Genomic DNA, 22,283 nt, shown 5'->3' with positions numbered 1-22,283 from the left:
GGCGCCGTCCCGTGTGCCCACCCGTCCCGCCCCAGCGGGACGATTGCCCACACGGGCGGGGGCACCGCCCCGCACCGGAGTGGGCACCGCCCCACACGGCGGGTGGGCGCCGTCCCGCACGGGCGCGGGCGCACCAAGGTCGGAAACGCCGCGAGCCCCGCAGGGCCGGCGCGCTCGTGGGCGCGGGCCCTGCGGGGCTCGGTTGGTTTCGGGGGCGCGGGGCTACCGCTCCGGGGCCGTCAGTGGCCGCCGCCCTGCTGCTCATCGCGGCGGCGCTGCCAGCGCGCCTCGATCCGGTCCATCATGGAGCGTCGCTGCCGAGCCGGACGGCCCGCGGCCGCCCGCTGTTCACCCGGCTTCGGCGCCTTGCGCCATCCGGTGACCGCCAGGACCGCACAGCCCAGCATGACGAGGAATCCCACCACGCTGATCCAGATCAGGCCGTCTTCCTGGAAGACCATTCCGGTCATGAGGAGCGCGATACCCACCAGGAAGCCGACGACTGCCTGGTAAACCCGTCGCCGGGTGTACGTACGCAGTCCGCTTCCCTCGAGCGCTGTCGCGAACTTGGGATCTTCGGCGTACAGCGCTCGCTCCATCTGCTCGAGCATTCGCTGCTCGTGCTCCGAGAGCGGCACGGAGTCCTCCTAGTCGTCGGTCGCGGGGGCGACCGGTTTGCGGCCCTTTCAGGATAGGCAGGGAATCGCCCCCGTGAAACCCGCCCTCAATGCCGAATAGCCAATCCGGGCCGCCATGCGGATCGGTTGCTGAGGCGTTGATTCCCCGGCCCCTTGTCCGTCATGCCGGATGGTGTCCCCCGATCATACGGGGCGGAGCCCCGGATCGGGCGGGCTGTGGCGTACTCCATGGCACACCACGGCCCGCACCGCCGAACGGGTGGCCGTCCTGATCAGGCCCGCTTCTCGCCGAGAACGTGCAGCTGGGTGGCGATGGCGTGGAAGGAGGGCAGCTCCGCGGCGGCCGTCTCCAGCTTGAGCAGGGCCTCGGCGGCGCCGGGCTCGGTGTCGACGAGGGCGCCGGGGACCAGGTCGGCGAAGACCCGGACACCGTGCACGGCGCCGACCTCGAGTCCGGCCCCGCCGGCGAGCTCGGTGAGCTGCTCGGCGGTGAAGCGGCGGGGTACGGGGTCGCCGGCGCCCCAGCGGCCCGCGGGGTCGTCGAGCGCGTGCCGGGCCTCGGTGAAGTGGCCGGCGAGGGCGCGGGCGAGGACGGCGCCGCCGACGCCGGCGGCGAGCAGGCTGAGGCTGCCGGCGGGGCGGAGCGCGGCCGTCGCGTTCCGCAGGCCCTCGGCGGGGTCGTCGACGTACTCCAGGACGCCGTGGCAGAGCACCGTGTCGTACGCCTCGCGCTCGACGACGTCGAAGAGGCCCTTGATGTCGCCCTGGACGCCGGTGACGAGGTCGGCGACGCCGGCCTCGGCGGCCCGGCGCTCCAGCGCGAAGAGCGCGTTGGGGCTGGGGTCGACGACGGTGACCCGGTGGCCGAGGCGGGCGACCGGCACCGCGAAGTTGCCGGAGCCGCCGCCCGTGTCGAGGACGTCGAGGCTGTCCTTCCCGGTGGCCTCGACCCGGCGGTCCAGGGCGTCTTTGAGGACGTCCCAGACGACGGCGGTACGCAGGGAGGCGCGCGACGGGCGCGACGACGCCTCTCGACCGAAGACAGGGGAAGGGTCCGGCACGGCTGTTGACTCCTCGGTGACGGGTACGAACGCTCCCCACCCTATGGCCTCGCCCCCTTCTTCCGGATCATCCTCCGGACTCGTCGGCCCCGGGCTGGCGGGGCAGTACCGGCTGGAGGGCGAGCAGTTTCTCGACCAGGCGCAGGAAGTGGGCGGCGTCCCTGAGCAGGTCGTCGGCCTCGCGCCGGGTGGCGGCGCTGCTGATGCCGGCCTCGGCGCGGGCTCTGCGCTGGGCGCCGGCGGCGAAGAGGGCGCTCCACTCGGTCAGCTCGGGCGCGAGGTCGGGGAGGAGCTCCCAGGCGCTCCTTATCCGCTGCCGGTGGCGGGGCCGGGTGTCGGGCCTGCCGCGGGCGGCGAGCACGGCGGCCGCAGCGCGCAGGGCGGCGAGGTGGGCGGTGGCGTACCGCTCGTGGGGGCGGTCGAGGACGGCGGCCTCGGCGAGTCCGGCGCGGGACTTGGCGAGGAGGTCGAGGGCGGCGGGCGGGGCGGCGGAGCGGCGCGGGACGGGGTGGATGTCGGAGCCGGGTCCCGCCTCCCCGGGGGTGGGACGGCGGCGGGGCGCGGCTGCTGCGGATGGGCTTGCCATGACGAGCCTCCTGTCGTCGCGTGACGGCGCTGTGGCCGTATGTGTTCATCGTGCCGTGCCCCACTGACAATCGCGCTGACCTGGGGTTTTGCCTGAAAGCCAACCCGGGGGTAACTTTTGAACTGACTGGTCAGTTCAAAAAGGGGAATGGGGGGTGAGTCCGTGGGCACCGAAACCGAGGAACAGCCGCACGGAGCCACCGTCGTCGCGGACGGCTTCGGACTGAAGGGACCGCGCGGCTGGGCCTTCCGGGAGGTCTCCTTCCGGGCCGAGCCGGGCGCGCTGGTGGCGATCGAGGGCCCTTCGGGCTCGGGCCGCACCTGTCTGCTGCTCGCGCTCACCGGCCGGATGAAGGCCACGGAGGGCCACGCCGAGGTCGGCGGCCTCCCCCTGCCCCGCAAGATGGCCGCCGTACGCCGGATCAGCGCGCTCGGCCAGGTCCCGGGCGTCAGCGAGCTCGACCCCGCCTTCACGGTCGCCGAGCACCTGCGCGAGCGGGCCCTGCTCCAGCGCCGCTTCGACGGTTCCGTGCGGGCCCTCCTGCGGCGCCCCGCCGAGCGGGCGGCCACGTCCCTGGCCCGGATCGACGAGGCCCTGAAGGCCGCCGGCCTGGACCTCGACGCCCTGCCGAAGGGCGAGCGGACCTCCGTGCGGGATCTGGAGCGCCTCGAAGCGCTGCGGCTCTCGATCGCCCTGGCCCTGATCGGCCGTCCCCGGCTGCTCGCCGTGGACGACACCGACCTGAAGCTCTCGGACGCCGACCGCGCCGAGGCCTGGGCGCTGCTGCGCTCCCTGGCCGCGTCCGGGACGACGGTCCTCGCCGTCTGCAGCGAGGCCCCCGAGGACGCCCTGCGCATCACGACGGTCCCGGGCGAGAGCAAGGCCAAGGCCCCGGACACCGAGGCCGCAGACACCGAGGCCCCGGACACGGAGGCCAGCGAGGCCACCGAGGCCACCGAGGCCACCGACGACACCACCGACGCCACGACCGAGGAGGGGGCGGCCGATGCGCTCGCCGAAACTGGCCGCGCTTGAGCTGAAGCGCTTCGGCAGGGGAAAGCTGCCGCGCGCAGCGCTCGTCGCGATCCTGCTGCTGCCCCTGCTGTACGGCGCCCTGTACCTGTACTCGTTCTGGGACCCGTACAGCAGGCTCGACAAGATCCCCGTCGCCCTCGTCAACGAGGACCGCGGCGCCACCGCCGGCGGCAAGGAGATCCACGCCGGTGACGACATCACCGAGGGGCTCCTGGAGAGCAAGACCTTCGAGTGGCACCGGGTGAGCGACGCCGAGGCACGCGCGGGCGTGGAGGACGGGACGTACTACCTGTCCCTGACCATGCCCGGCGACTTCAGCTCCCGCATCGCCTCCAGCTCCGGCGACGCCCCCGAGACCGGCGCGCTCCAGGTGCGGACGAACGACGCCAACAACTACATCGTCGGCCAGATCTCCCGGACGGTCTTCTCCGAGGTGCGCACCGCGGCCTCCACGAAGTCCTCCCGCACCTTCCTCGACAAGATCTTCATCTCCTTCTCCGACATCCACGACGCCACCGCGAAGGCCGCCAAGGGCGCGGCCGACCTCAAGCAGGGCGTGGACAAGGCGAAGAAGGGTTCCAAGAGCCTGTCGGAGGGCCTCACCGACGCCAAGGCCGGCAGCGGCGACCTGGCCTCCGGTCTGAAGAAGCTCGACAAGGGCGCCAAGGACCTGGAGAACGGTTCCCGCAAGGTCGCCAACGGCACGCAGGCCCTCGCCGACAAGGTGAACGGCACCGCCGACAAGGTCCGCCCGTACCTGGCGAACAACGGAAAGTCGATCCGCGACACCGCCCGTCTCGTCTCCGACTCGGCCACGGCCGCCCGCCACAACCTGGACGACCTGGTGAAGCGCGCGCCCCTGGTGCGCACCGCGGCCCACAAGGCCGACGACGGTCTCGGCCGGCTCCACCGCGAGCTGTGCCTGGAGGCCCCCGCCGCCACTCCCCCGCTCGACCCCCGGATCTGCCAGAAGCTCAAGGAGGCCTCGGTCACCGCCGGCGACGTGGCCACGATCGCCGACGACGTGCACGAGCTCACCAAGGACAACACCGACGACCTGAAGACCCTGGACGCGCGCCTGGCCAAGCTGAAGAAGCAGGCCGACGAGCTGGCCGCCCGCGCCCCGCACCTCGACGAGGACGTCGAGGGCGCCATCCGGAAGATCAACGAGCTCAACGCGGGCGCGCAGAAGGTCGCGACCGGCGCGGACCAGCTGCACACCGGCATCACCCGGGCCAAGACCGGTTCGGTCAGCCTCGACACCGGTGTCGGCAAGCTCAGGAAGGGCGCGGGCGACCTGGACGGCGGTCTGTTCAAGCTGGCCGACGGCTCGGGCACCCTCGCCACCGGTCTGAAGGACGGGGTCGACCAGATCCCGGACTACGACCAGCAGGACCGCGACCGGCGTACGGAGGTCATGGCCGACCCGGTCAAGCTGGCCTCCCAGTCCCTGCACAAGGCCCCGAACTACGGCACCGGCTTCGCCCCGTACTTCATCCCGCTCTCCCTCTGGGTCGGCGCGATGGTCGCGTACATGCTCATCCAGCCGCTGAACCGGCGCGCCCTCGCGGCGGGCGGCTCCGCCTGGCGGATCGCGCTCGCGGGCTGGCTCCCGGTGGCGGCGATCGGCATCCTGCAGGTCGCGGCCCTGATGTCGGTCCTCCACTGGGGCCTCGGCCTCCAGATGGACCGCGCCGCCGGCACGATCGGCTTCCTCGCCCTGGTCACCTGCTGCTTCGCCGCGATCATCCAGTGGCTCAACGCCCGCTTCGGCGCGGCGGGCCGGATCCTGGTGCTCGCGTTCCTGATGCTCCAGCTGACCTCGGCGGGCGGCACGTACCCCGTCCAGACCAGCCCGGCCTTCTTCAACGCCGTCCACCCGTTCCTGCCGATGAGCCACGTGGTCGAGGCCCTGCGCCGGCTGATCACGGGCGGCGGGATCGGACCGGTCTGGCAGGCCTGCGCGGTCCTGGCGGCCTTCACCGTCGGCGCCCTGGCACTGACCGCCGTGTCGGCACGCAAGAAGCAGGTGTGGACGATGGACCGGCTCCACCCCGAACTGTCGCTCTGAACCTGTGAGAATCGACGCCATGGACAGCAGCAGCACCCGACGCCAGGCCACGCGCACCAAGCTCTACGAGGCGGCCGTCACCCTCATCGCGGAGCAGGGCTTCTCCGCGACGACGGTGGACGAGATCGCCGAGCGGGCCGGCGTGGCCAAGGGCACCGTCTACTACAACTTCAAGAGCAAGACGGAGCTCTTCGAGGAGCTGCTGCGCCACGGCGTGTCGATGCTCACCGCCTCCCTGCGCTCGGCGGCCGAGGAGACCGCCGAGCGCGGCGGGAGCCGGGTCGACGCGCTGGACGCGATGATCCGGGCGGGCCTCGTCTTCATCGACCGCTACCCGGCCTTCACCCAGCTGTACGTGGCCGAGCTCTGGCGCACCAACCGGGCCTGGAACTCCACCCTCCTGGTGGTGCGTCAGGAGGCCGTCGCGGTCGTCGAGGGGGTGCTGCGCGAGGGGGTCGCGGCCGGTGAGCTGAGCGAGGAGATCGACGTCCAGCTGACGGCCGCGGCGCTGGTCGGGATGGTGCTCGTGGCCGCGCTCGACTGGCAGGCCTTCCAGAGCGAGCGTTCGCTCGACGACGTGCACGCGGCGCTCTCCCGCCTGCTGCACGGGCGCGTGGGCGGCCGCTGAGGCGGACGCACGACGGCCGCCGCCACCGCGCGCGTAGGTCATGAAAACGCCGGTGCGGCGAGGCTCGATCCCCCCGAGCCTCGCCGCACCGGCTTCTTTCGCACCCCCGTGCCGGCAGGTGCGCGGCCCCCGTTCCGCAGCCCCGTGCCGGCGGTACCGGAGCCGCGCCCCTTCCGTGGGCTCCACTCTCTCCTCCCGCCCGCACCGGCCCCATCCGCGCACCTACTCATCTCGACCCCTAGGTACGGATACTCAGTCCTGGTTACGATCGCGGGCGTGTCCGTACTCCCCCTGGTGTTCACCAGCGGCTGGGCGAGCGGGATCAACGCGTACGCGGTGGTCCTGCTGTTCGGCATCTTCGGCGCGACCGGGCTGACCGACGAGGTGCCCGCGTCCCTGCAGCGCACCGATGTCCTCGTCGCGGCGGGCGTGCTGTTCCTGTGCGAGGCGGTGGCGGACAAGATTCCGTACGTCGACTCGATATGGGACTCCGTCCACACGGTGATCCGGCCGATCGCGGGAGCCGTGGTCGGCGCCCTGCTCGCCGGGCAGAACGGTTCGCTGCCGGAGCTGGCGGCGGGCGCGGTCGGCGGTACGACGGCCTTGCTCAGTCACTTCGTCAAAGCCGGGACGAGGATGGCGGTCAACACCACGCCGGAACCGTTCTCGAACGTCGCGCTGAGCCTGGCGGAGGATCTCGGGGTGGCGGCGCTCGTCACCTTCGCCGTCTTCCATCCCGTGGCGGCGTCGGTCATCGCGGCCGTCCTGCTCCTGGCGGGCCTGGCGATCGTGGTCTTCCTGGCGCAGCGGATCCGCCGCTTCTGGCGCCGCCGGTCCCAGCGGCGGGAGGAGAGACGGCTCGCCACCATGGGGACGCGCCCACGGGCCCAGGGCCCGCCGGACGACGGGTCGGACCACTTCTGACCGTGCCCGGCCTGCCCTCCGGCGGTGTCGGAGGCGCCAAATAGACTCGCCCGCATGGCACGGATTGTGGTGATCGGCGCGGGACTCGGCGCCATGGCGGCGGCGGCCCGACTGGCGGTCGCCGGACACACGGTAACGGTGTACGAGAAGACGTCGACGTACGGCGGCGCGGTCGGCCGCTTCGAGCGTGACGGCTTCGCCTTCGACACCGGCCCCGGGCTGCTGCATCTGCCCGCCGTCTACCGGGACCTGTTCGTGAAGACCGGCAAGGAGCCTCTCGAGGAGTGCGTCTCGCTGACGCAGGTCGATCCGGCGGCCCGTCATGTCTTCGCCGACGGCACCCGCGTCGACCTGCCGAACGCCTCACGGGCCGGCACGGTCGCCGCTCTGGACGCGGCGCTCGGCGCGGGGGCGGGTGAGCGCTGGGGCGACTTCCTGACCCGGGCCCGCGAGGCCTGGGACCGGACCCGGCGCCCACTCCTGGAGGAGCCGCAGCCGGCCGACCCGGCACCACTGGCCCGTGAGCCGTACCCGGCCCTGAAGGCGGGCCTGCTGAGGCGCCCGACGACGACACTCGCCCAGGTCGGGGCGCGGGAGCTGCGCGATCCGCGGCTCGCGGCCCTCCTCGACGCGTACGCCTGGTCGTACGGCTTCGACCCGGCGACCGTCCCGGCCTCGGCCGCCGTCCTGCCGTACCTGGAGCAGACCTTCGGCAGCTGGTACATGGGCGGGGGCCTGCGGGCGCTCGCCGACGCGGTGTACGAGCGGTGCCGGAAGCGGCGGGTGGAGTTCGTGTTCGACGCACCGGTCGAGGACGTCCTGGAGAAGGACGGCCGGGCGGCCGGGGTGCGGCTTGCGGGCGGCGAGACGGTCGAGGCTGACCATGTGGTGTCCGGGGCCCCGGTGCCGGCGTTCCACCACGGCGAGGAGCCTCGTCACCAGGTGATCGGCACGGGCCGGGTGACGGTCTGTCTGGCCCTGCGTGGCGCCCGGGAGGCGGACGCGGTCCACCGGACCGTCGTGCACGCGGAGGGCGGCCGGCCGGCCGTGACCGTGCTGCGGCCGGACGACCCGGCGCTGCGCCCGGACGGGGACCACGAGTCGGTGACGGTCACGGCGACCGTGCGCACCGCGCCGGCGCAGGACTTCACGGCCTTCGCCGACCGGATGGTCGAGGCGGCCGGGCGGGCGGTCCCGGGGCTCGCGGAGCGGCTGCTGTGGCGGCACGTCCGCACCCCGGAGGACGTCCTGCGGGACACGGGCGCCGCCGAGGTGCCGGGTCCGGCGCTCGCCGGAGCGGGCGGTCTGCTCCTGCCGGCCGCCAACCGCTCCCCGCTGCCCGGCCTGTACTTCGCCGGCGGCTGGTCGCACCCGGGCGGCGGGCTCGCCCACGCGGGCATGTCGGGCGCGCTGGTGGCCGGACTCATCGTGGAGGGCGCGGACTTCCGCGGCTCCCAGTAGGCCCTGGGGCCTGTCCGGCCCTGATCCGCCGGACGGGCCTCAGTAGCGGTACTGGTCGTCCGGGTGCGGCTGCTCGTAGCCGTACGGGGCCTGCTGCTGCGGGGCCTGGTCGGTGTCGCGCTGCTGCGGGACCCAGACGCCGCCGGGCGGGGTGTCGTAGGTGTACGAGGGGGCGTACGGGTCGGTGTAGTACGGGGTGTACTGCTGGCTGTCCGTGCCCGGGCCGATGTACGGGTCGGAGTACGCGGCGTACTGCTGCTGCCCGGCGGCGGCGCCGTAGTCGTAGGCCGGCTGCTGCTCGTAGCCGGGCTGTTCGTAGGAGGTCTGTCCGTAGGCGGGCTGCTCGTACGAGGGCTGCTCGTAACCGGACGCGTAGGAGTCGTAGCCCGTGCCGTAGACCCCGTACTGGCCGGTGTCCTCGGGCATCGGCTGCGGCTCGTAGACCGCGGTCGTCTCGGCGGCGGTCTCCGGGTGCCCCTCGTGACCGGGCCCGTCCTCCGTGCCGTACGCGGTGTCCTCCGAGTCGTACGAGAGCTCGGTGACCTCCAGGGTGGCACCGGCCGCGGCCGGTCCGGCGGCCTTGCGGCGGCGGCTCGCCCCCGGGTTGCCGCCGATCGCCCAGCCGGTGGAGAAGCCGCGGCGGAAGGAGAGCGTCACATAGGTCTGGCCGACGGCGAAGGCGACGGCCCCCGCGATGATGACGACGACCGAGGGCAGCAGGACGCCCAGGACCACGCAGAGGAAGCCGCCGAAGGCGAGGAGGCGCCAGCGCAGCCGCGCCTTGTACTGGAGGAGCACCTCCCCCAGCAGCCACAGCGCGACCACGCCGAACGCGATGTAGAGGACCGTCCACCCCATGCCCCGCCGCCCCTCTCCACGGTCACCGCCGCGGGTCGGGGCGGGTACGACCGGTCACGACTGCTGGTGCAGTCCGAGATTCTCGTAGATCTCGAGCGTCGCGGTGGAGCTGTTCAGCGTGATGAAGTGCAGTCCGGGGACACCCTCGGAGAGCAGACGTGCGCAGAACTCCGTCGCGAACTCGATACCGATGGAGCGTACAGCGACGGGATCGTCCTTGACGGCGAGGATGCGCTCTTTCACATCCGAGGGGAAGACGGCGTTGCTCAGCTGGGGCAGCCGGTCGAGGGTCTTCACGTTCACGACGGGCATGACCTCGGGGATGATCGGGGTCTCGCAGCCCGCCTTCTCCACGCTGTCGCGGAGCCGCAGGTAGTTCTCCGGGTCGAAGAACATCTGGGTGATCGCGTAGTCGGCGCCCGCGCGGCACTTGTCCACGAAGTGCCGGATGTCCGTGTCCCAGTCGGTGGAGCGGGGGTGCATCTCCGGGAAGGCCGCGACGCCGACGCAGAAGTCTCCCGACTCCTTGATGAGCCGGACGAGGTCGGCGGCGTACTTCACGCCCTCCGGGTGCTCGATCCACTCGCCCAGCGGGTCGCCGGCCGGGTCGCCGCGCAGCGCGAGCATGTTGCGGATGCCGGCGTCGGCGTACTGGCCGAGGACGTTCCGCAGCTCGGCGACCGAGTGGTCGACGGCCGTGAGGTGGGCGACGGGGGTGAGGGTGGTGTCGGAGGCGATCTTCTGGGTGGCCTTGACGGTGCCGCCGCGGGTGGAGCCGCCGGCGCCGTAGGTCACGGAGACGAAGCTGGGGCCTACCGCCTCGACCCGGCGCATGGCGTTCCAGAGGACCTGCTCGCCCTTCTCGGTCCGGGGCGCGTAGAACTCGAAGGAGTACGACGTGTCACCGGCAGCGAGGATCTCGCGCACCGTGCGTGCACGGTCCGATCGGACGGATGCGGTTCCAAGGGCCATACCGGCAGGTTAGACGCGGTCCGGGGAGCCGCGTGAGCGCTGTCCGAGTGTTGGACACCTTTTCGGACAACTCGCCGGACGGCTTCCCGCGGCTTCGGACGGTCCTACACCTCGGCGCGCTCGCGGACCCGCTTGGCGAGGGCGGCCGTCGCGGCGGCGGGGTCGTCGGCCTCGGTGATGGCACGGACGACGACGATCCGGCGGGCGCCCGCGTCCAGGACCTCGTCGAGGTTGGTCTCGTCGATGCCGCCGATGGCGAACCAGGGCCGGTCCTGGGCAAGACCCGCCGCGTACCGCACGAGGCCGAGCCCCGGTGCGTACCGTCCGGGCTTGGTGGGGGTGGGCCAGCAGGGGCCGGTGCAGAAGTAGTCCACGCCCGGCTCGGCGGCGGCCGCGGCCACCTCGGACTCGGCGTGGCAGGAGCGGCCGATCAGCAGCTCGTCGCCGAGGATCGCGCGGGCGGCGGGCACGGGCAGGTCGCCCTGGCCCAGGTGGAGGACGTCGGAGCCGATGGCGTGGGCGACGTCGGCCCGGTCGTTCACGGCGAGGAGCTTGCCGTGCCGGCGGGCGGCCTCGGCGAAGACGGCGAGGTGCTCCAGCTCCTCACCGGCCTCCATGCCCTTGTCGCGGAGCTGCACGATGTCCACGCCGGAGGAGAGCACGGCGTCGAGGAAGGCGGGCAGGTCGCCCTGGCGCTTCCGGGCGTCGGTGCACAGGTAGAGGCGGGCGTCGGCGAGCCGCTCACGAGGCGTGGACATGGGTGGGTTCCCCCCGTTCGTGCGCCGGTGCCGCAGCGCCCGCCCGCGAGGGGCGGGGCGCCGCGACACCCGCGGGTGGTGTCTTCGGTGCGTTCTTACGTCGGCGAGGAACGCCTCAGATGGCGAGCGCCTGGGCGCGGCGCTTCACCTCCGTGCCGCGATTCTCGTTGAGCGCCTGCGCGGGCGTGCCCGGCAGGCTCTCGTCCGGAGTGAAGAGCCACTCCAGCATCTCCTCGTTGGTGAAGCCGTCGTCCCGCAGGACGGTCAGGAGCCCGACGAGGCCCTTGACGATCCTGTCGCCCTGGATGAAGGCGGCGGGGATCTGCAGGGCGTTGTTCTCGCCGCGGCGCACCGCGATGAGCTGACCTTCCTTGATCAGCTGCCGCACGCGCACCACGTCGATATCGAGCATCTCCGCGATGTCGGGCACGTAGAGCCAGGCGGGGACGAGCGCATCGATCTTTACGTCAATCTCGGTCACAGGACAAGCCTGCCATCCCGGACTGACAGTCGGTAGTCGGGCCCTACCGGACTGCCGCCTTCAGGGGGACGGACGGGTCCGCGGCGCGCTCCGGGTCGACGGGGACGGCGGCCTCGATGAGCTTGCGACCCTGGGCCAGGTCGCGGGGGCGGCCGACCGCGAGGAGCGCCACCGGCACCCCGGCGCGCAGCCAGAGCACGGACCAGGCCTCGTCGGCCGGGTCGCCGCGCCACAGCAGCTCGTCCGCGTGCGCGTGGTGCCCGGCGTACTGGACGAAGCGGCCGAACTGCTCGGACCAGAAGTACGGCACCGGGTCGTACGGCACGTCGGCGGCCCCGGTGATCGCCGCGGCGACCGCGCGCGGGCCCTGGAGCGCGTTGTCCCAGTGGTGGACGAGGAGGCGCTCGCCGTAGCGGGCGGAGGGGAAGGAGGCGCAGTCGCCGACGGCGTACACATCGGGCAGCGAGGTGCGCAGCCGGTCGTCGGCGGTGATGGCGCCGCTCGGGTCGAGGGCGATGCCGGAGCCGGTGAGCCAGCTCGTGGCGGGGCGGGCGCCGATGCCGACGACGACGGCGTCGGCGGCCAGTTCGCGGCCGTCGGCGAGGACGACGCGGCCGGGCGCACCGGGCTCGACGGTGAGCACGCGCGCGTGGGTGAGGAGTTCGGCGCCGTTCGCCCCGTACCACTCGGCCATGGGGGCGGTGACCTCGGCGGGCAGGGCTCCGGCGAGGGGGCGGTCGGCGGCCTCGACGACGGTGACGGCACAGCCCGCCTCGCGCGCGGCGGTGGCGAACTCGGCGCCGATCCAGCCGGCGCCGACGACCACGACGGCGTGGCGGCGCTCGAGGACGGGCCCGAGGCGCACGGCGTCGTCGAGGGTGCGCAGCAGATGGACCCCGGGGACGCCCTCGGTGCCGGGCAGGGTGACGGGGTGGGCGCCGGTGGCGACGACGAGGATGTCGTACGCGACGGGTCCGGCCTCGGTGTCGATCTCGTGGTCGGCGGCGCGCAGCCCGGTGACGTCCAGGCCGAGGCGGAGCTCGATGCCGAGGTCCTCGAAGTCGATCTCGAAGGCGGAGTCCTCGGCCTTGCCGAGGAGGATCGCCTTGGAGAGCGGTGGCCGGTCGTAGGGCTGGTGGGGTTCGGCCCCGATGAGGGTCAGGGGTCCGGTGAAGCCCTGCTCGCGCAGGGCGACGGCGGTCTGGACGCCCGCCATTCCGGCGCCGACGATCACGACGTGCTGCTGGGCCTGCTTCTGCTCGCTCACCCGACCACCTTACGCATCTGACGATCCGTCAGGAAGGGAGGGGTCTGTGGCCCGGTATCGACGCGGGCTAGTCTGGCGGGCGTAAAGCACTCGCGGGAGCCCGGACGCACCGGGCTGAGAGGGAGGCTGGGACGGCCTCCGACCGTACGAACCTGATCCGGGTCATGCCGGCGAAGGGAGGGGCTGGACGCCCATGCGTTCTTCCGATGTCCTCGTGGTCGGGGGCGGCATCATCGGCCTGGTCACGGCCTGGCGGGCCGCGCAGCGCGGACTGCGCACCGCCGTCGTCGACCCGGACCCGGGCGGCGGGGCCGCGCGGGTCGCGGCCGGCATGCTCGCCGCCGTCACCGAACTCCACTACGGCGAGGAGACCCTGCTCGGGCTCAATCTCGCGTCCGCCGAGCGCTACCCCGCGTTCGTCACCGAACTGGCGGAGGCCACCGGCCACGACGTCGGCTACCGGGCCTGCGGCACCCTCGCCGTCGCCCTCGACGCCGACGACCGGGCCCATCTGCGCGAACTGCACGCCCTGCAGACCCGCTGCGGCCTCGTCTCCGAATGGCTCAGCGGCCGCGACTGCCGCCGCCTCGAACCGATGCTGGCCCCGGGGGTGCGCGGCGGACTGCGGGTCGACGGCGACCACCAGGTCGACCCGCGCCGGCTTGCCGCCGCCCTCGTGGTGGCCTGCGAGCGGGCCGGGGTGGTCTTCCACCGCACGCTCGCGGAGCGCCTGACAGTCGTCCGCGACCGAGCCCGCGGGGTCCTCCTCACCGGCGGCGAGGAGCTGACGGCCGACCAGGTCGTGCTCGCCGCGGGCAGCCTCAGCGGGCGGCTCGCGGGCGTGCCGGAAGAGGTGCTGCCGCCGGTCCGCCCCGTGAAGGGCCAGGTCCTGCGGCTCCGCGTCCCCGCGCCGTACGCCCCCTTCCTGTCCCGCACCGTCCGGGCCGTCGTCCGCGGCAGCCACGTCTACCTGGTGCCCCGCGAGAACGGCGAGCTCGTCGTCGGCGCCACCAGCGAGGAACTCGGCTGGGACACCACGGTGACGGCGGGCGGGGTGTACGAGCTGCTGCGCGACGCCCACGAGCTGGTCCCGGGCCTCACCGAGCTGCCGCTCACCGAGACGTGCGCCGGGCTGCGCCCCGGCTCCCCCGACAACGCGCCGCTGCTCGGCCCCACCGCCCTGCCCGGCCTGCACCTGGCCACCGGCCACTACCGCAACGGGGTGCTGCTCACCCCCGTCACCGGCGACGTCATGGCGGAGGCGCTCACCACGGGCAGCCTCCCCGACGAGGCGCGCCCCTTCACCCCCCGCCGTTTCTCCCCTGTACGTCAGGAGCAGCCCGCATGAACGTGTCCGTGAACGGAGAGACGCGCGAGCTCTCCGCCCCGCTCTCCCTGGACGACCTGGTGACCACCCTGACCACGGCCCGGTCCGGGGTCGCGGCGGCCCTCAACGAGACGGTCGTACCGCGCGGCGAGTGGGCCACGACGCTGCTCGGCGAGGGCGACCGGGTGGAGGTCCTCACGGCGGTACAGGGAGGCTGAGCGATGTCCGACGACGTTTTCACCCTCGGCGGTACGGAGTTCTCCTCCCGCCTGATCATGGGCACCGGCGGCGCTCCCAGCCTCGACGTCCTGGAGCGCTCCCTCGTCGCCAGCGGTACGGAGCTGACGACGGTCGCCATGCGGCGCCTGGACCCGACGGTCCAGGGTTCGGTCCTGTCGGTCCTGAACCGGCTCGGCATCCAGGTCCTGCCCAACACCGCGGGCTGCTTCACGGCCGGCGAGGCCGTCCTCACGGCCCGGCTGGCCAGGGAGGCGCTGGGCACGTCCTGGATCAAGCTGGAGGTCGTCGCCGACGAGCGGACCCTCCTCCCGGACGGGGAGGAGCTCCTCGCCGCGGCCGAGACGCTGGTCGACGACGGCTTCACCGTCCTCCCCTACACCAACGACGACCCCGTCCTGGCCCGGAAGCTGGAGGACGTGGGCTGCGCCGCGATCATGCCGCTCGGCTCCCCCATCGGCTCCGGGCTCGGCATCCGCAACCCGCACAACTTCCAGCTCATCGTGGAACGGGCCGGAGTCCCGGTCATCCTCGACGCGGGCGCGGGCACGGCCTCGGACGCGGCGCTCGCGATGGAGCTGGGGTGCGCGGCGGTGATGCTGGCGTCGGCGGTGACGCGCGCGCAGGAGCCGGTGCTGATGGCCTCCGCGATGCGGGACGCGGTCTCGGCGGGCCGCCTGGCGCACCGGGCGGGGCGGATCCCCCGCCGCCACTTCGCGTCCGCGTCCTCCCCGACGACGGGCCAGGCCCACCTGGACCCAGAACGCCCGGCGTTCTGACACCACGGTCAACCGTTCCGCCGAGGCGGCGCCCACCCGCCCCCGTTGTGGGCAGGCGTTCCGCCCCGTTGTGGGCAGGCGTTCCGCAAGGGGCGGAACGGGTGGGCACAACGGACCCGCGCCCTGCCGGCGCCAGAGGCTTCCGCGCCTGAACCCGCACCACGATGTGCGCCGCCGCTTGGGGTGCGGGTCCAGGCCCGGAACGCGGAGGCGCCGCCAGAGGGCGCCGTCCCGTGTGCCCACCCGTCCCGCCCCAGCGGGACGATTGCCCACACGGGGGTGGGTGGGGTACGGGACGATTGCCCACACGGGGCGGGGGCACCGCCCCACACGGGGTGGGCGACGCCCCGCACAGACGCGGGCCCCGCGTCACAGGTGCGCTGCAGTGCCGGGCGCCAGGCCCGGCACCCCGTACCGCCCTCGTAGACTCGTCGCCGTGGACACGACCCTTCAGGACCCCCTCGTCGGGCGGCTGCTCGACGGCCGCTACCGCGTCGACGCGCGCATCGCCGTCGGCGGGATGGCCACGGTCTACCGGGCCGTAGACACCCGCCTCGACCGCGTCCTCGCGCTCAAGGTGATGCACCCCGACCTCGCCACCGACGCCGCCTTCGTCGAGCGGTTCATCCGCGAGGCGAAGTCCGTCGCCCGGCTCGCGCACCCCAACGTCGTCGGCGTCTTCGACCAGGGCGCCGAGGGCGCGTACGTCTATCTGGCGATGGAGTACGTCGCCGGCTGCACCCTCCGCGACGTCCTGCGCGAGCGGGGCGCCCTGTCGCCCCGTGCCGCGCTGGACATCCTGGAGCCGGTGCTCGCCGCGCTCGGCGCCGCGCACCGGGCCGGGTTCGTGCACCGGGACATGAAGCCGGAGAACGTCCTGATAGGGGACGACGGCCGGGTGAAGGTCGCCGACTTCGGTCTCGTACGGGCCGTGGGCTCGGCGACCGCCACGACCGGCGCGGTCCTCGGCACGGTCTCGTACCTCGCGCCGGAGCAGATCGAGCACGGCACCGCCGACACCCGCGCCGACGTGTACGCCTGCGGTGTCGTCCTCTACGAGATGCTCACCGGCGGCAAGCCGCACTCCGGCGACACCCCCGCCCAGGTGCTCTACCAGCACCTGAACACCGACGTGCCCGCCCCCTCCGCCACCGTCCCCGGCCTCGCCCCGGAGCTGGACGACCTGGTCGCGGCGGCCACGGCCCGCAACCCCGAGCTCCGTCCGTACGACGCCGTCGCCCTGCTCGCCCTGCTCCGGGAGGCCCGCGCCGGGCTCGGCGACGAGCAGCTGGACGCGGTGCCTCCGCTGGCGCGCCCCGAGGCCCGGGACACCGCCGAGGACCGGACGAGCGTGATCGCCCGCCCCGTACCGGCGGCGACCGAGCACACCAACCGGCTGCCCGCCCCGGAGGCACCGCCCGCCGCCCGCAGGCGGCCTCCGCGCGGTCCCCTCCTCCTCGTCGTCGCCGTCCTCCTCGCTCTCGGCCTCGGCGCCGGCGTCTGGTACATCAATTCCGGCCAGTTCACCCGTGTCCCCGCCGTCCTCGGCCAGTCCGAGGCCGCCGCGACGAAGCGCCTCACCGACGCCGGTCTCGACGTCGGCACCACGAAGCGCGCCTTCAGCGACGTGTACGAGCGCGGCACGGTCATGGCCGTCGACCCGGCCCCCGGCGAGCGCGTCCGGGGCAACGGCACGGTCACCCTCACGCTCTCCCGCGGTCCGGAGATCGTGAAGGTCCCCAACCTCAAGAACAAGCCGCTCGGGGAGGCCAAGCGCGCCCTGAAGCACGAGGGCCTGGCGCCCGGGGTGATCACCTACGCCTTCAGCGACTCCGTCGCGCAGGGCGCCGTGATCAGCTCCGATCCGGAGCCCGGCACCGAGCGCAGCCCCGACTCGGCCGTCGCGCTCGTGGTCAGCAAGGGCTCCCCGATCGACGTGCCCGACGTCAGCGGCGAGACCGTCGCCGACGCCACGGCCGCCCTCCAGGAGGAGGGGCTCACCGTCAAGGTCGCCCCGGAGCGGATCAACTCCCCGGAGGAGGCCGGCACCGTCGCGGCCCAGTCCCTCGCCGGCGGCAGCCGGGCCGCCGAGGGCGACGTCATCACCCTCACCGTCTCCAAGGGCCCGAAGCTGGTCGAGGTCCCGGACGTGACCGGCGAGACGACCGCCGACGCGCGGACGGCCCTGGAGGACGCGGGCTTCGAGGTGAAGGTCAAGAAGTCCTTCCCCTATCTCGGCGACACGGTCGCGAGCCAGTCCGTCGAGGGCGGCGGGACCGCGGCCGAGGGCTCCACCATCACCATCACGATCAAGGGACTCTAGAGACTCATGCGCAACCCCGTCGGCGGCCATGTCCCCGTGGCCGGTGGCCTCGCCACGACCGGCCTCGGCTACGCCCGCGAGCTCGGCGCCGAGACCGTGCAGGTCTTCGTCGCCAACCCGCGCGGCTGGGCCACGCCGGTCGGCAACCCGGCCCAGGACGAGCGGTTCCGCGCCGAGTGCGAGGCCGAGTCGATCTCGGCCTGGGTGCACGCCCCGTACCTGATCAACTTCGGCTCCCACACCGAGGCCACGGTGGAGAAGTCCGTGGAGTCGCTGCGGCACTCGCTGCGCCGCGGCCGGGAGATCGGCGCGAAGGGCGTCGTGGTCCACACCGGCTCGGCGACCGGCGGCCGCCCGCGCGAGGTGGCCCTCGCCCAGGTGCGCGAGCGCATGCTGCCGCTCCTCGACGAGCTGACCCACGAGGACGATCCGTACCTGCTCCTGGAGTCGACGGCGGGCCAGGGTTTCTCGCTCTGCTCGCGGACCTGGGACTTCGGCCCGTACTTCGACGCGCTCGACCACCACCCCAAGCTGGGCGTCTGCCTCGACACCTGCCACATCTTCGCCGCCGGGCACGACCTGGCGGGGCCGCACGGGGCGGCGCAGACGCTGGACCTGCTGGTGGAGACGGTCGGCGAGGGGCGCCTGAAGCTGATCCACGCCAACGACTCGAAGGACGTCGTGGGCGCCCACAAGGACCGCCACGCGAACATCGGTGCAGGTCACATCGGCGAGGAGGCGTTCCGTGCTCTCCTGCGCCATCCGGCCACGGAGAACGTACCGTTGATCATCGAGACCCCGGGCGGCAAGGACGGGCACGTCGCCGACATCGAACTCCTGAAGAAGCTCCGCGAGCGCCCCTCTTGATCATTCCTGTTGAGGAATACCCTAGGGGGGTATACGGTTCCTGAAGACGGCAGGCTCCGTATACGGGAATGGGGGCACTCCCATGAAGCACGAAGCACACGCGCACCACGAACATGAGGGCCACGAGGGCCACGCGGGTCACCAGAGTCACGCAGGCCATGAGGACCATGCGGGCCACCAGGGTCACGCGGATCACGAGGCCCACCTGGCTCACGCCGGCCACGAAGGCCACGCCGACCACAGCGCCCACGCGGACCACACCACCCACATGGACCACTCCGCCCACGCGGATCACGCCGGGCACGAGGATCACGCCGCGCACGCCGACCACGAGGGTCACCACCACGCCCCCGGCGGCACCGTCTCCTGGTCCATGGCCGCCCAGGCCACGCTGCACTGCCTCACCGGCTGCGCCATCGGCGAGATCCTCGGCATGATCATCGGCACCGCGTTCGGCTGGGGCAACATGCCGACGATGATCCTCGCGATCATCCTGGCCTTCTTCTTCGGCTACGCGCTCACCCTGCGCGGCATCCTCAAGGCCGGCGTCGACTTCAAGACAGCTTTCAAGGTCGCCCTCGCCGCCGACACCCTCTCCATCGCCGTCATGGAGATCATCGACAACGGCGTCATCGCCCTCTGGCCCGGCGCCATGGACGCGCACCTCGACGAACCGCTGTTCTGGATCGTCCTCGCGATCTCGCTCGGCGTCGCCTTCGTGCTCACCACCCCGGTCAACAAGTGGATGATCGGCCGCGGCAAGGGCCACGCGGTGGTCCACCAGTACCACCACTGAACGACACCACCACCGAGGCGGTCCGGAGCTGCTACAGCTCCGGGCCGTCTCCGGGTTCCTCCTGGTACGAGTACCGCTGCTCCCGCCACGGATCACCGAGGTTGTGGTAGCCGCGCTCCTCCCAGAAGCCCCGCCGGTCGGCGGCCATGTACTCCACGCCCCGGACCCACTTGGGTCCCTTCCAGGCGTACAGGTGCGGGACGACGAGCCGCAGCGGGAAGCCGTGCTCGGCGGTGAGCAGCTCCCCGTCCTTGTGGGTGGCGAAAATCGTACGGTCCGAGGCGAAGTCGGCGAGCCGCATGTTGGCGCTGTAGCCGTACTCGGCCCAGACCATCACATGTGTGACGTGGGGCGCGGGCGGGGCGAGCTCCAGGACCGTGCGGGCGGGGACACCACCCCATTCGGCCCCGAGCATGCTGAATTTCGTGACGCAGTGCAGATCGGCCACGACCGTGGAGAACGGCAGGGCCGAGAACTCCTCGTGGTTCCAGCACCGCTTGTCGCCGTCGGCCGTCGCCCCGAAGACGCGGAACTCCCAGCGGTCCGGCTTGAACTTGGGGACGGGCCCGTAATGGGTGACCGGCCAGCCGCGCTGGAGGCGCTGCCCCGGCGGCAGATCCGGCGGAAGCTCCGGCGAACGATCCGGCTGACCCGCTTCCCGGTGTACTCCGCTCTCCGGCTGACCCATGTCATCCATGGTGACAGACGGCGAGGGGTGGTCATGACCAAGCGACCACGCGGGAGGCTCGATTCGGGCAACTCCGACTAAGCCTGCACTTACTGGACGCCCCCCATTCGGGGTGCGAGGATGCGGCCATCCCGCCTAGTGACGGCATGGACACGTACCGTGGAAGGATCCTGAAGCGATGCAGGGCGACCCCGAGGTCCTCGAGTTCCTCAACGAGCAGCTGACCGGCGAGCTGACGGCCATCAACCAGTACTGGCTGCATTACCGCATCCAGGACAACAAGGGGTGGACGAAGCTCGCCAAGTACACCCGCGAAGAGTCCATCGACGAGATGAAGCACGCGGACAAGCTGACCGAGCGCATCCTGATGCTCGACGGCCTGCCCAACTACCAGCGGCTCTTCCATGTGCGGGTCGGCCAGACGATCACCGAGATGTTCCAGGCGGACCGCCAGGTCGAGGTGGAGGCGATCGACCGCCTCAAGCGCGGGATCGAGGTCATGCGCGCCAAGGGGGACATCACGTCCGCCAACCTCTTCGAGGAGATCCTCGCCGACGAGGAGCACCACATCGACTACCTGGACACGCAGCTGGAGCTGATCGAGTCCCTGGGTGAGGCGCTGTACATCTCGACGCTCATCGAGCAGCCGAGCTGAGGCCGTCAGACGGGCCCTAGGCCGCTTCCCGGAGCTCCGTGACCGTCTCCGCCGTCAGGGCGGGCATGCCCTGGTCCACGAGCTCGCGTCGCGGGCAGTTGCCGCGCCCGAGAATGGCTTGAATGCGACGGACGCAGGAGCCGCAGTCCGTGCCGGCCTTGCAGGCGGAGGCTATCTGGCGGGGTGTGCAGGCGCCCGCGTCCGCGTGCTCCTTGACCTGGTTCTCCGTGACACCGAAGCATGAGCAGACGTACACGCGGTTCACCTCCCGCCGAGATCGTTAAGGCTAACCTAACCTTACCCGGCACCCCCGAGGCGTAAAAGCCCTCGATACGACGATGGGGCACGGATCACAGCGATCCGTGCCCCATCCCCGTAGGAACCTACTTACTGATCGCGGTACATCTCCGCCACCAGGAACGCCAGGTCGAGCGACTGGCTGCGGTTGAGCCGCGGGTCGCAGGCCGTCTCGTAGCGCTGGTGCAGGTCGTCGACGAAGATCTCGTCGCCGCCGCCCACGCACTCGGTGACGTCGTCACCGGTGAGCTCGACGTGGATGCCGCCCGGGTGGGTGCCGAGCGCCTTGTGGACCTCGAAGAAGCCCTTGACCTCGTCGAGCACGTCGTCGAAGCGGCGGGTCTTGTGGCCGGAGGCCGCCTCGAAGGTGTTGCCGTGCATCGGGTCGGTGACCCAGGCGACGACCGCGCCGGAGGCGGTGACCTTCTCGACCAGCTCGGGGAGCTTGTCGCGGACCTTGTCGGCGCCCATGCGGACGATGAAGGTCAGCCGGCCCGGCTCGCGGTCCGGGTCGAGACGGTCGACGTAGGAGAGCGCCTCGTCCACCGTGGTGGTCGGGCCGAGCTTGATGCCGATCGGGTTGGCGATCTGCGAGCAGAACTCGATGTGCGCGTGGTCGAGCTGACGGGTGCGCTCACCGATCCAGACCATGTGGCCGGAAGTGTCGTACAGCTTGCCGGTGCGCGAGTCCGTACGGGTCAGGGCGCCCTCGTAGTCGAGCAGCAGCGCCTCGTGGGAGGCGTAGAACTCGACGGCCTTGAACTCGGCCGGGTCGGTGCCGCAGGCCTTCATGAAGTTCAGGGCGTTGTCGATCTCGCGGGCGAGCGCCTCGTAGCGCTGGCCCGAGGGGGACGACTTCACGAAGTCCTGGTTCCAGGCGTGCACCTGGCGCAGGTCGGCGTAGCCACCGGTGGTGAAGGCGCGCACCAGGTTGAGCGTGGAGGCGGAGGCGTTGTACATCCGCTTCAGCCGCTCGGGGTCCGGGATACGGGCCTTCTCGTTGAAGTCGAAGCCGTTGACCGAGTCGCCGCGGTACGTCGGCAGGGTCACGCCGTCGCGGGTCTCGGTCCCCTTGGAGCGGGGCTTCGAGTACTGGCCGGCGATACGGCCGACCTTCACGACCGGCACGGAGGCCGCGTAGGTGAGGACGGCACTCATCTGGAGCAGCGTCTTGAGCTTGGCCCTGATGTGGTCGGCGGACACGGCGTCGAAGGCCTCGGCACAGTCGCCGCCCTGGAGCAGGAACGCCTCGCCACGGGCGACGGCTCCCATCCGGGCGCGCAGCTGGTCGCACTCGCCGGCGAAGACGAGCGGAGGATACGACTCGAGGTCCGCGATCACATCGCGCAGAGCCTCGGCATCGGGGTACTCGGGCTGCTGCGCCGCGGGCAGGTCTCGCCAGGTCGCCTTGGCGACGGCGTGGGAATCAGCGTTCACGGTCACATGCACAACATTACGGGGTTCTTCGTCCGGTCCTGTCCCCCTGCCCAATGGCTGAGACGCGCGCCCGAAATGTCACACGGGGATCTTCACGCCATCGAGTGGTGTTACCCTCTGGCCCGTTTCACAAGAGC

The 22,283-nt window shown here is 72.2% G+C and carries 23 protein-coding genes and 1 riboswitch; of the genes, 12 read left to right on the top strand and 11 right to left on the bottom strand.

Going from position 1 to position 22,283, the window contains the following annotated elements; all coding sequences use genetic code 11:
- Window positions 1–239: 239 nt before the first annotated feature.
- From AC07AW_RS11215 to AC07AW_RS11205, 3 genes are all read right to left on the bottom strand, one after another.
- Window positions 240–638 (bottom strand): DUF3040 domain-containing protein, encoded by a 399-nt coding sequence (locus tag AC07AW_RS11215; protein WP_478815153.1) that lies wholly within the window; start codon window positions 636–638, stop codon window positions 240–242.
- Between the two features lie 272 nt (window positions 639–910).
- On the bottom strand, window positions 911–1,699 hold the full coding sequence (locus AC07AW_RS11210; protein ID WP_478815152.1) for a methyltransferase: 789 nt from the start codon (window positions 1,697–1,699) through the stop codon (window positions 911–913).
- A gap of 67 nt (window positions 1,700–1,766) precedes the next feature.
- The gene (locus AC07AW_RS11205; RefSeq protein WP_478815151.1) at window positions 1,767–2,285 is read right to left on the bottom strand and encodes an SAV_6107 family HEPN domain-containing protein; all 519 of its coding nucleotides are present in this window, start codon (window positions 2,283–2,285) and stop codon (window positions 1,767–1,769) included.
- A 162-nt stretch (window positions 2,286–2,447) separates the two neighbouring features.
- Between AC07AW_RS11205 and AC07AW_RS11200 the strand changes: the two genes are divergently transcribed.
- The 5 genes from AC07AW_RS11200 to AC07AW_RS11180 all read left to right on the top strand — a co-directional run bounded on the left by AC07AW_RS11200 (window position 2,448) and on the right by AC07AW_RS11180 (window position 8,404).
- The gene (locus tag AC07AW_RS11200; protein ID WP_478815150.1) at window positions 2,448–3,320 is read left to right on the top strand and encodes an ATP-binding cassette domain-containing protein; all 873 of its coding nucleotides are present in this window, start codon (window positions 2,448–2,450) and stop codon (window positions 3,318–3,320) included.
- Window positions 3,292–5,391: a YhgE/Pip family protein gene (locus AC07AW_RS11195; protein ID WP_478815149.1), complete on the top strand. Its 2,100-nt coding sequence runs from the start codon at window positions 3,292–3,294 to the stop codon at window positions 5,389–5,391. Before AC07AW_RS11200 ends, AC07AW_RS11195 begins: the two co-directional genes overlap by 29 nt.
- Window positions 5,392–5,410: 19 nt before the next feature.
- A complete protein-coding gene (locus tag AC07AW_RS11190; RefSeq protein WP_478815148.1) occupies window positions 5,411–6,019 on the top strand; it encodes a TetR/AcrR family transcriptional regulator in 609 nt (202 codons plus the stop codon).
- Between the two features lie 276 nt (window positions 6,020–6,295).
- Window positions 6,296–6,943: a DUF4126 domain-containing protein gene (locus AC07AW_RS11185; protein WP_478815147.1), complete on the top strand. Its 648-nt coding sequence runs from the start codon at window positions 6,296–6,298 to the stop codon at window positions 6,941–6,943.
- Window positions 6,944–6,997: 54 nt separating this feature from the next.
- Window positions 6,998–8,404, top strand: coding sequence for a phytoene desaturase family protein (locus AC07AW_RS11180; RefSeq protein ID WP_478815146.1), 1,407 nt, complete (start codon window positions 6,998–7,000; stop codon window positions 8,402–8,404).
- 39 nt (window positions 8,405–8,443) lie between these two features.
- On the opposite strand, the gene AC07AW_RS11175 is transcribed toward AC07AW_RS11180, so the two are convergent.
- From AC07AW_RS11175 to AC07AW_RS11155, 5 genes are all read right to left on the bottom strand, one after another.
- Window positions 8,444–9,262 (bottom strand): hypothetical protein, encoded by an 819-nt coding sequence (locus tag AC07AW_RS11175; protein WP_478815145.1) that lies wholly within the window; start codon window positions 9,260–9,262, stop codon window positions 8,444–8,446.
- Between the two features lie 54 nt (window positions 9,263–9,316).
- A complete protein-coding gene (gene metF / locus AC07AW_RS11170; RefSeq protein ID WP_478815144.1) occupies window positions 9,317–10,234 on the bottom strand; it encodes a methylenetetrahydrofolate reductase [NAD(P)H] in 918 nt (305 codons plus the stop codon).
- A 104-nt stretch (window positions 10,235–10,338) separates the two neighbouring features.
- Window positions 10,339–10,992, bottom strand: coding sequence for a thiamine phosphate synthase (gene thiE, locus AC07AW_RS11165; RefSeq protein ID WP_478815143.1), 654 nt, complete (start codon window positions 10,990–10,992; stop codon window positions 10,339–10,341).
- A gap of 115 nt (window positions 10,993–11,107) precedes the next feature.
- The gene (locus tag AC07AW_RS11160; RefSeq protein ID WP_478815142.1) at window positions 11,108–11,473 is read right to left on the bottom strand and encodes an Rv2175c family DNA-binding protein; all 366 of its coding nucleotides are present in this window, start codon (window positions 11,471–11,473) and stop codon (window positions 11,108–11,110) included.
- Window positions 11,474–11,516: 43 nt separating this feature from the next.
- The gene (locus AC07AW_RS11155) at window positions 11,517–12,740 is read right to left on the bottom strand and encodes an NAD(P)/FAD-dependent oxidoreductase (protein ID WP_478815141.1); all 1,224 of its coding nucleotides are present in this window, start codon (window positions 12,738–12,740) and stop codon (window positions 11,517–11,519) included.
- Window positions 12,741–12,822: 82 nt separating this feature from the next.
- Window positions 12,823–12,936, top strand: a riboswitch (TPP riboswitch).
- Here AC07AW_RS11155 and thiO point away from each other — a divergent pair.
- From thiO to AC07AW_RS11125, 6 genes are all read left to right on the top strand, one after another.
- Window positions 12,934–14,088 carry a glycine oxidase ThiO gene (gene thiO, locus AC07AW_RS11150; RefSeq protein ID WP_478815140.1) on the top strand — a complete coding sequence of 385 codons (1,155 nt, stop codon included), beginning with the start codon at window positions 12,934–12,936 and terminating at the stop codon, window positions 14,086–14,088. It overlaps the preceding riboswitch by 3 nt.
- A complete protein-coding gene (thiS, locus tag AC07AW_RS11145) occupies window positions 14,085–14,285 on the top strand; it encodes a sulfur carrier protein ThiS (RefSeq protein ID WP_478815139.1) in 201 nt (66 codons plus the stop codon). Before thiO ends, thiS begins: the two co-directional genes overlap by 4 nt.
- Window positions 14,286–14,288: 3 nt before the next feature.
- Window positions 14,289–15,083 carry a thiazole synthase gene (locus AC07AW_RS11140; RefSeq protein WP_478815138.1) on the top strand — a complete coding sequence of 265 codons (795 nt, stop codon included), beginning with the start codon at window positions 14,289–14,291 and terminating at the stop codon, window positions 15,081–15,083.
- A gap of 436 nt (window positions 15,084–15,519) precedes the next feature.
- Complete coding sequence (gene pknB / locus AC07AW_RS11135; RefSeq protein ID WP_478815137.1) at window positions 15,520–17,406, top strand: Stk1 family PASTA domain-containing Ser/Thr kinase; 1,887 nt, start codon at window positions 15,520–15,522, stop codon at window positions 17,404–17,406.
- Window positions 17,407–17,412: 6 nt separating this feature from the next.
- On the top strand, window positions 17,413–18,273 hold the full coding sequence (locus AC07AW_RS11130) for a deoxyribonuclease IV (RefSeq protein ID WP_478815136.1): 861 nt from the start codon (window positions 17,413–17,415) through the stop codon (window positions 18,271–18,273).
- A gap of 268 nt (window positions 18,274–18,541) precedes the next feature.
- Window positions 18,542–19,069 carry a DUF4396 domain-containing protein gene (locus AC07AW_RS11125; protein ID WP_478815336.1) on the top strand — a complete coding sequence of 176 codons (528 nt, stop codon included), beginning with the start codon at window positions 18,542–18,544 and terminating at the stop codon, window positions 19,067–19,069.
- A gap of 31 nt (window positions 19,070–19,100) precedes the next feature.
- Here AC07AW_RS11125 and AC07AW_RS11120 read toward each other — a convergent pair whose 3' ends face one another.
- Window positions 19,101–19,757 (bottom strand): sulfite oxidase-like oxidoreductase, encoded by a 657-nt coding sequence (locus AC07AW_RS11120; RefSeq protein ID WP_478815135.1) that lies wholly within the window; start codon window positions 19,755–19,757, stop codon window positions 19,101–19,103.
- A 178-nt stretch (window positions 19,758–19,935) separates the two neighbouring features.
- Here AC07AW_RS11120 and bfr point away from each other — a divergent pair, with 178 nt between their 5' ends.
- Window positions 19,936–20,412: a bacterioferritin gene (gene bfr / locus AC07AW_RS11115; RefSeq protein WP_015032978.1), complete on the top strand. Its 477-nt coding sequence runs from the start codon at window positions 19,936–19,938 to the stop codon at window positions 20,410–20,412.
- 16 nt (window positions 20,413–20,428) lie between these two features.
- Here the strand turns inward: bfr and AC07AW_RS11110 are convergent, their stop codons facing one another.
- A complete protein-coding gene (locus AC07AW_RS11110) occupies window positions 20,429–20,677 on the bottom strand; it encodes a (2Fe-2S)-binding protein (RefSeq protein ID WP_478815134.1) in 249 nt (82 codons plus the stop codon).
- A gap of 122 nt (window positions 20,678–20,799) precedes the next feature.
- Window positions 20,800–22,152, bottom strand: a complete 1,353-nt coding sequence (locus AC07AW_RS11105) for a class II 3-deoxy-7-phosphoheptulonate synthase (protein ID WP_478815133.1) — start codon at window positions 22,150–22,152, stop codon at window positions 20,800–20,802.
- Between the last annotated feature and the right edge of the window lie 131 nt (window positions 22,153–22,283).

This window comes from Streptomyces sp. NPDC044003, from assembly GCF_056435185.1.
This window is presented reverse-complemented; position numbering and strand designations above follow the sequence as displayed.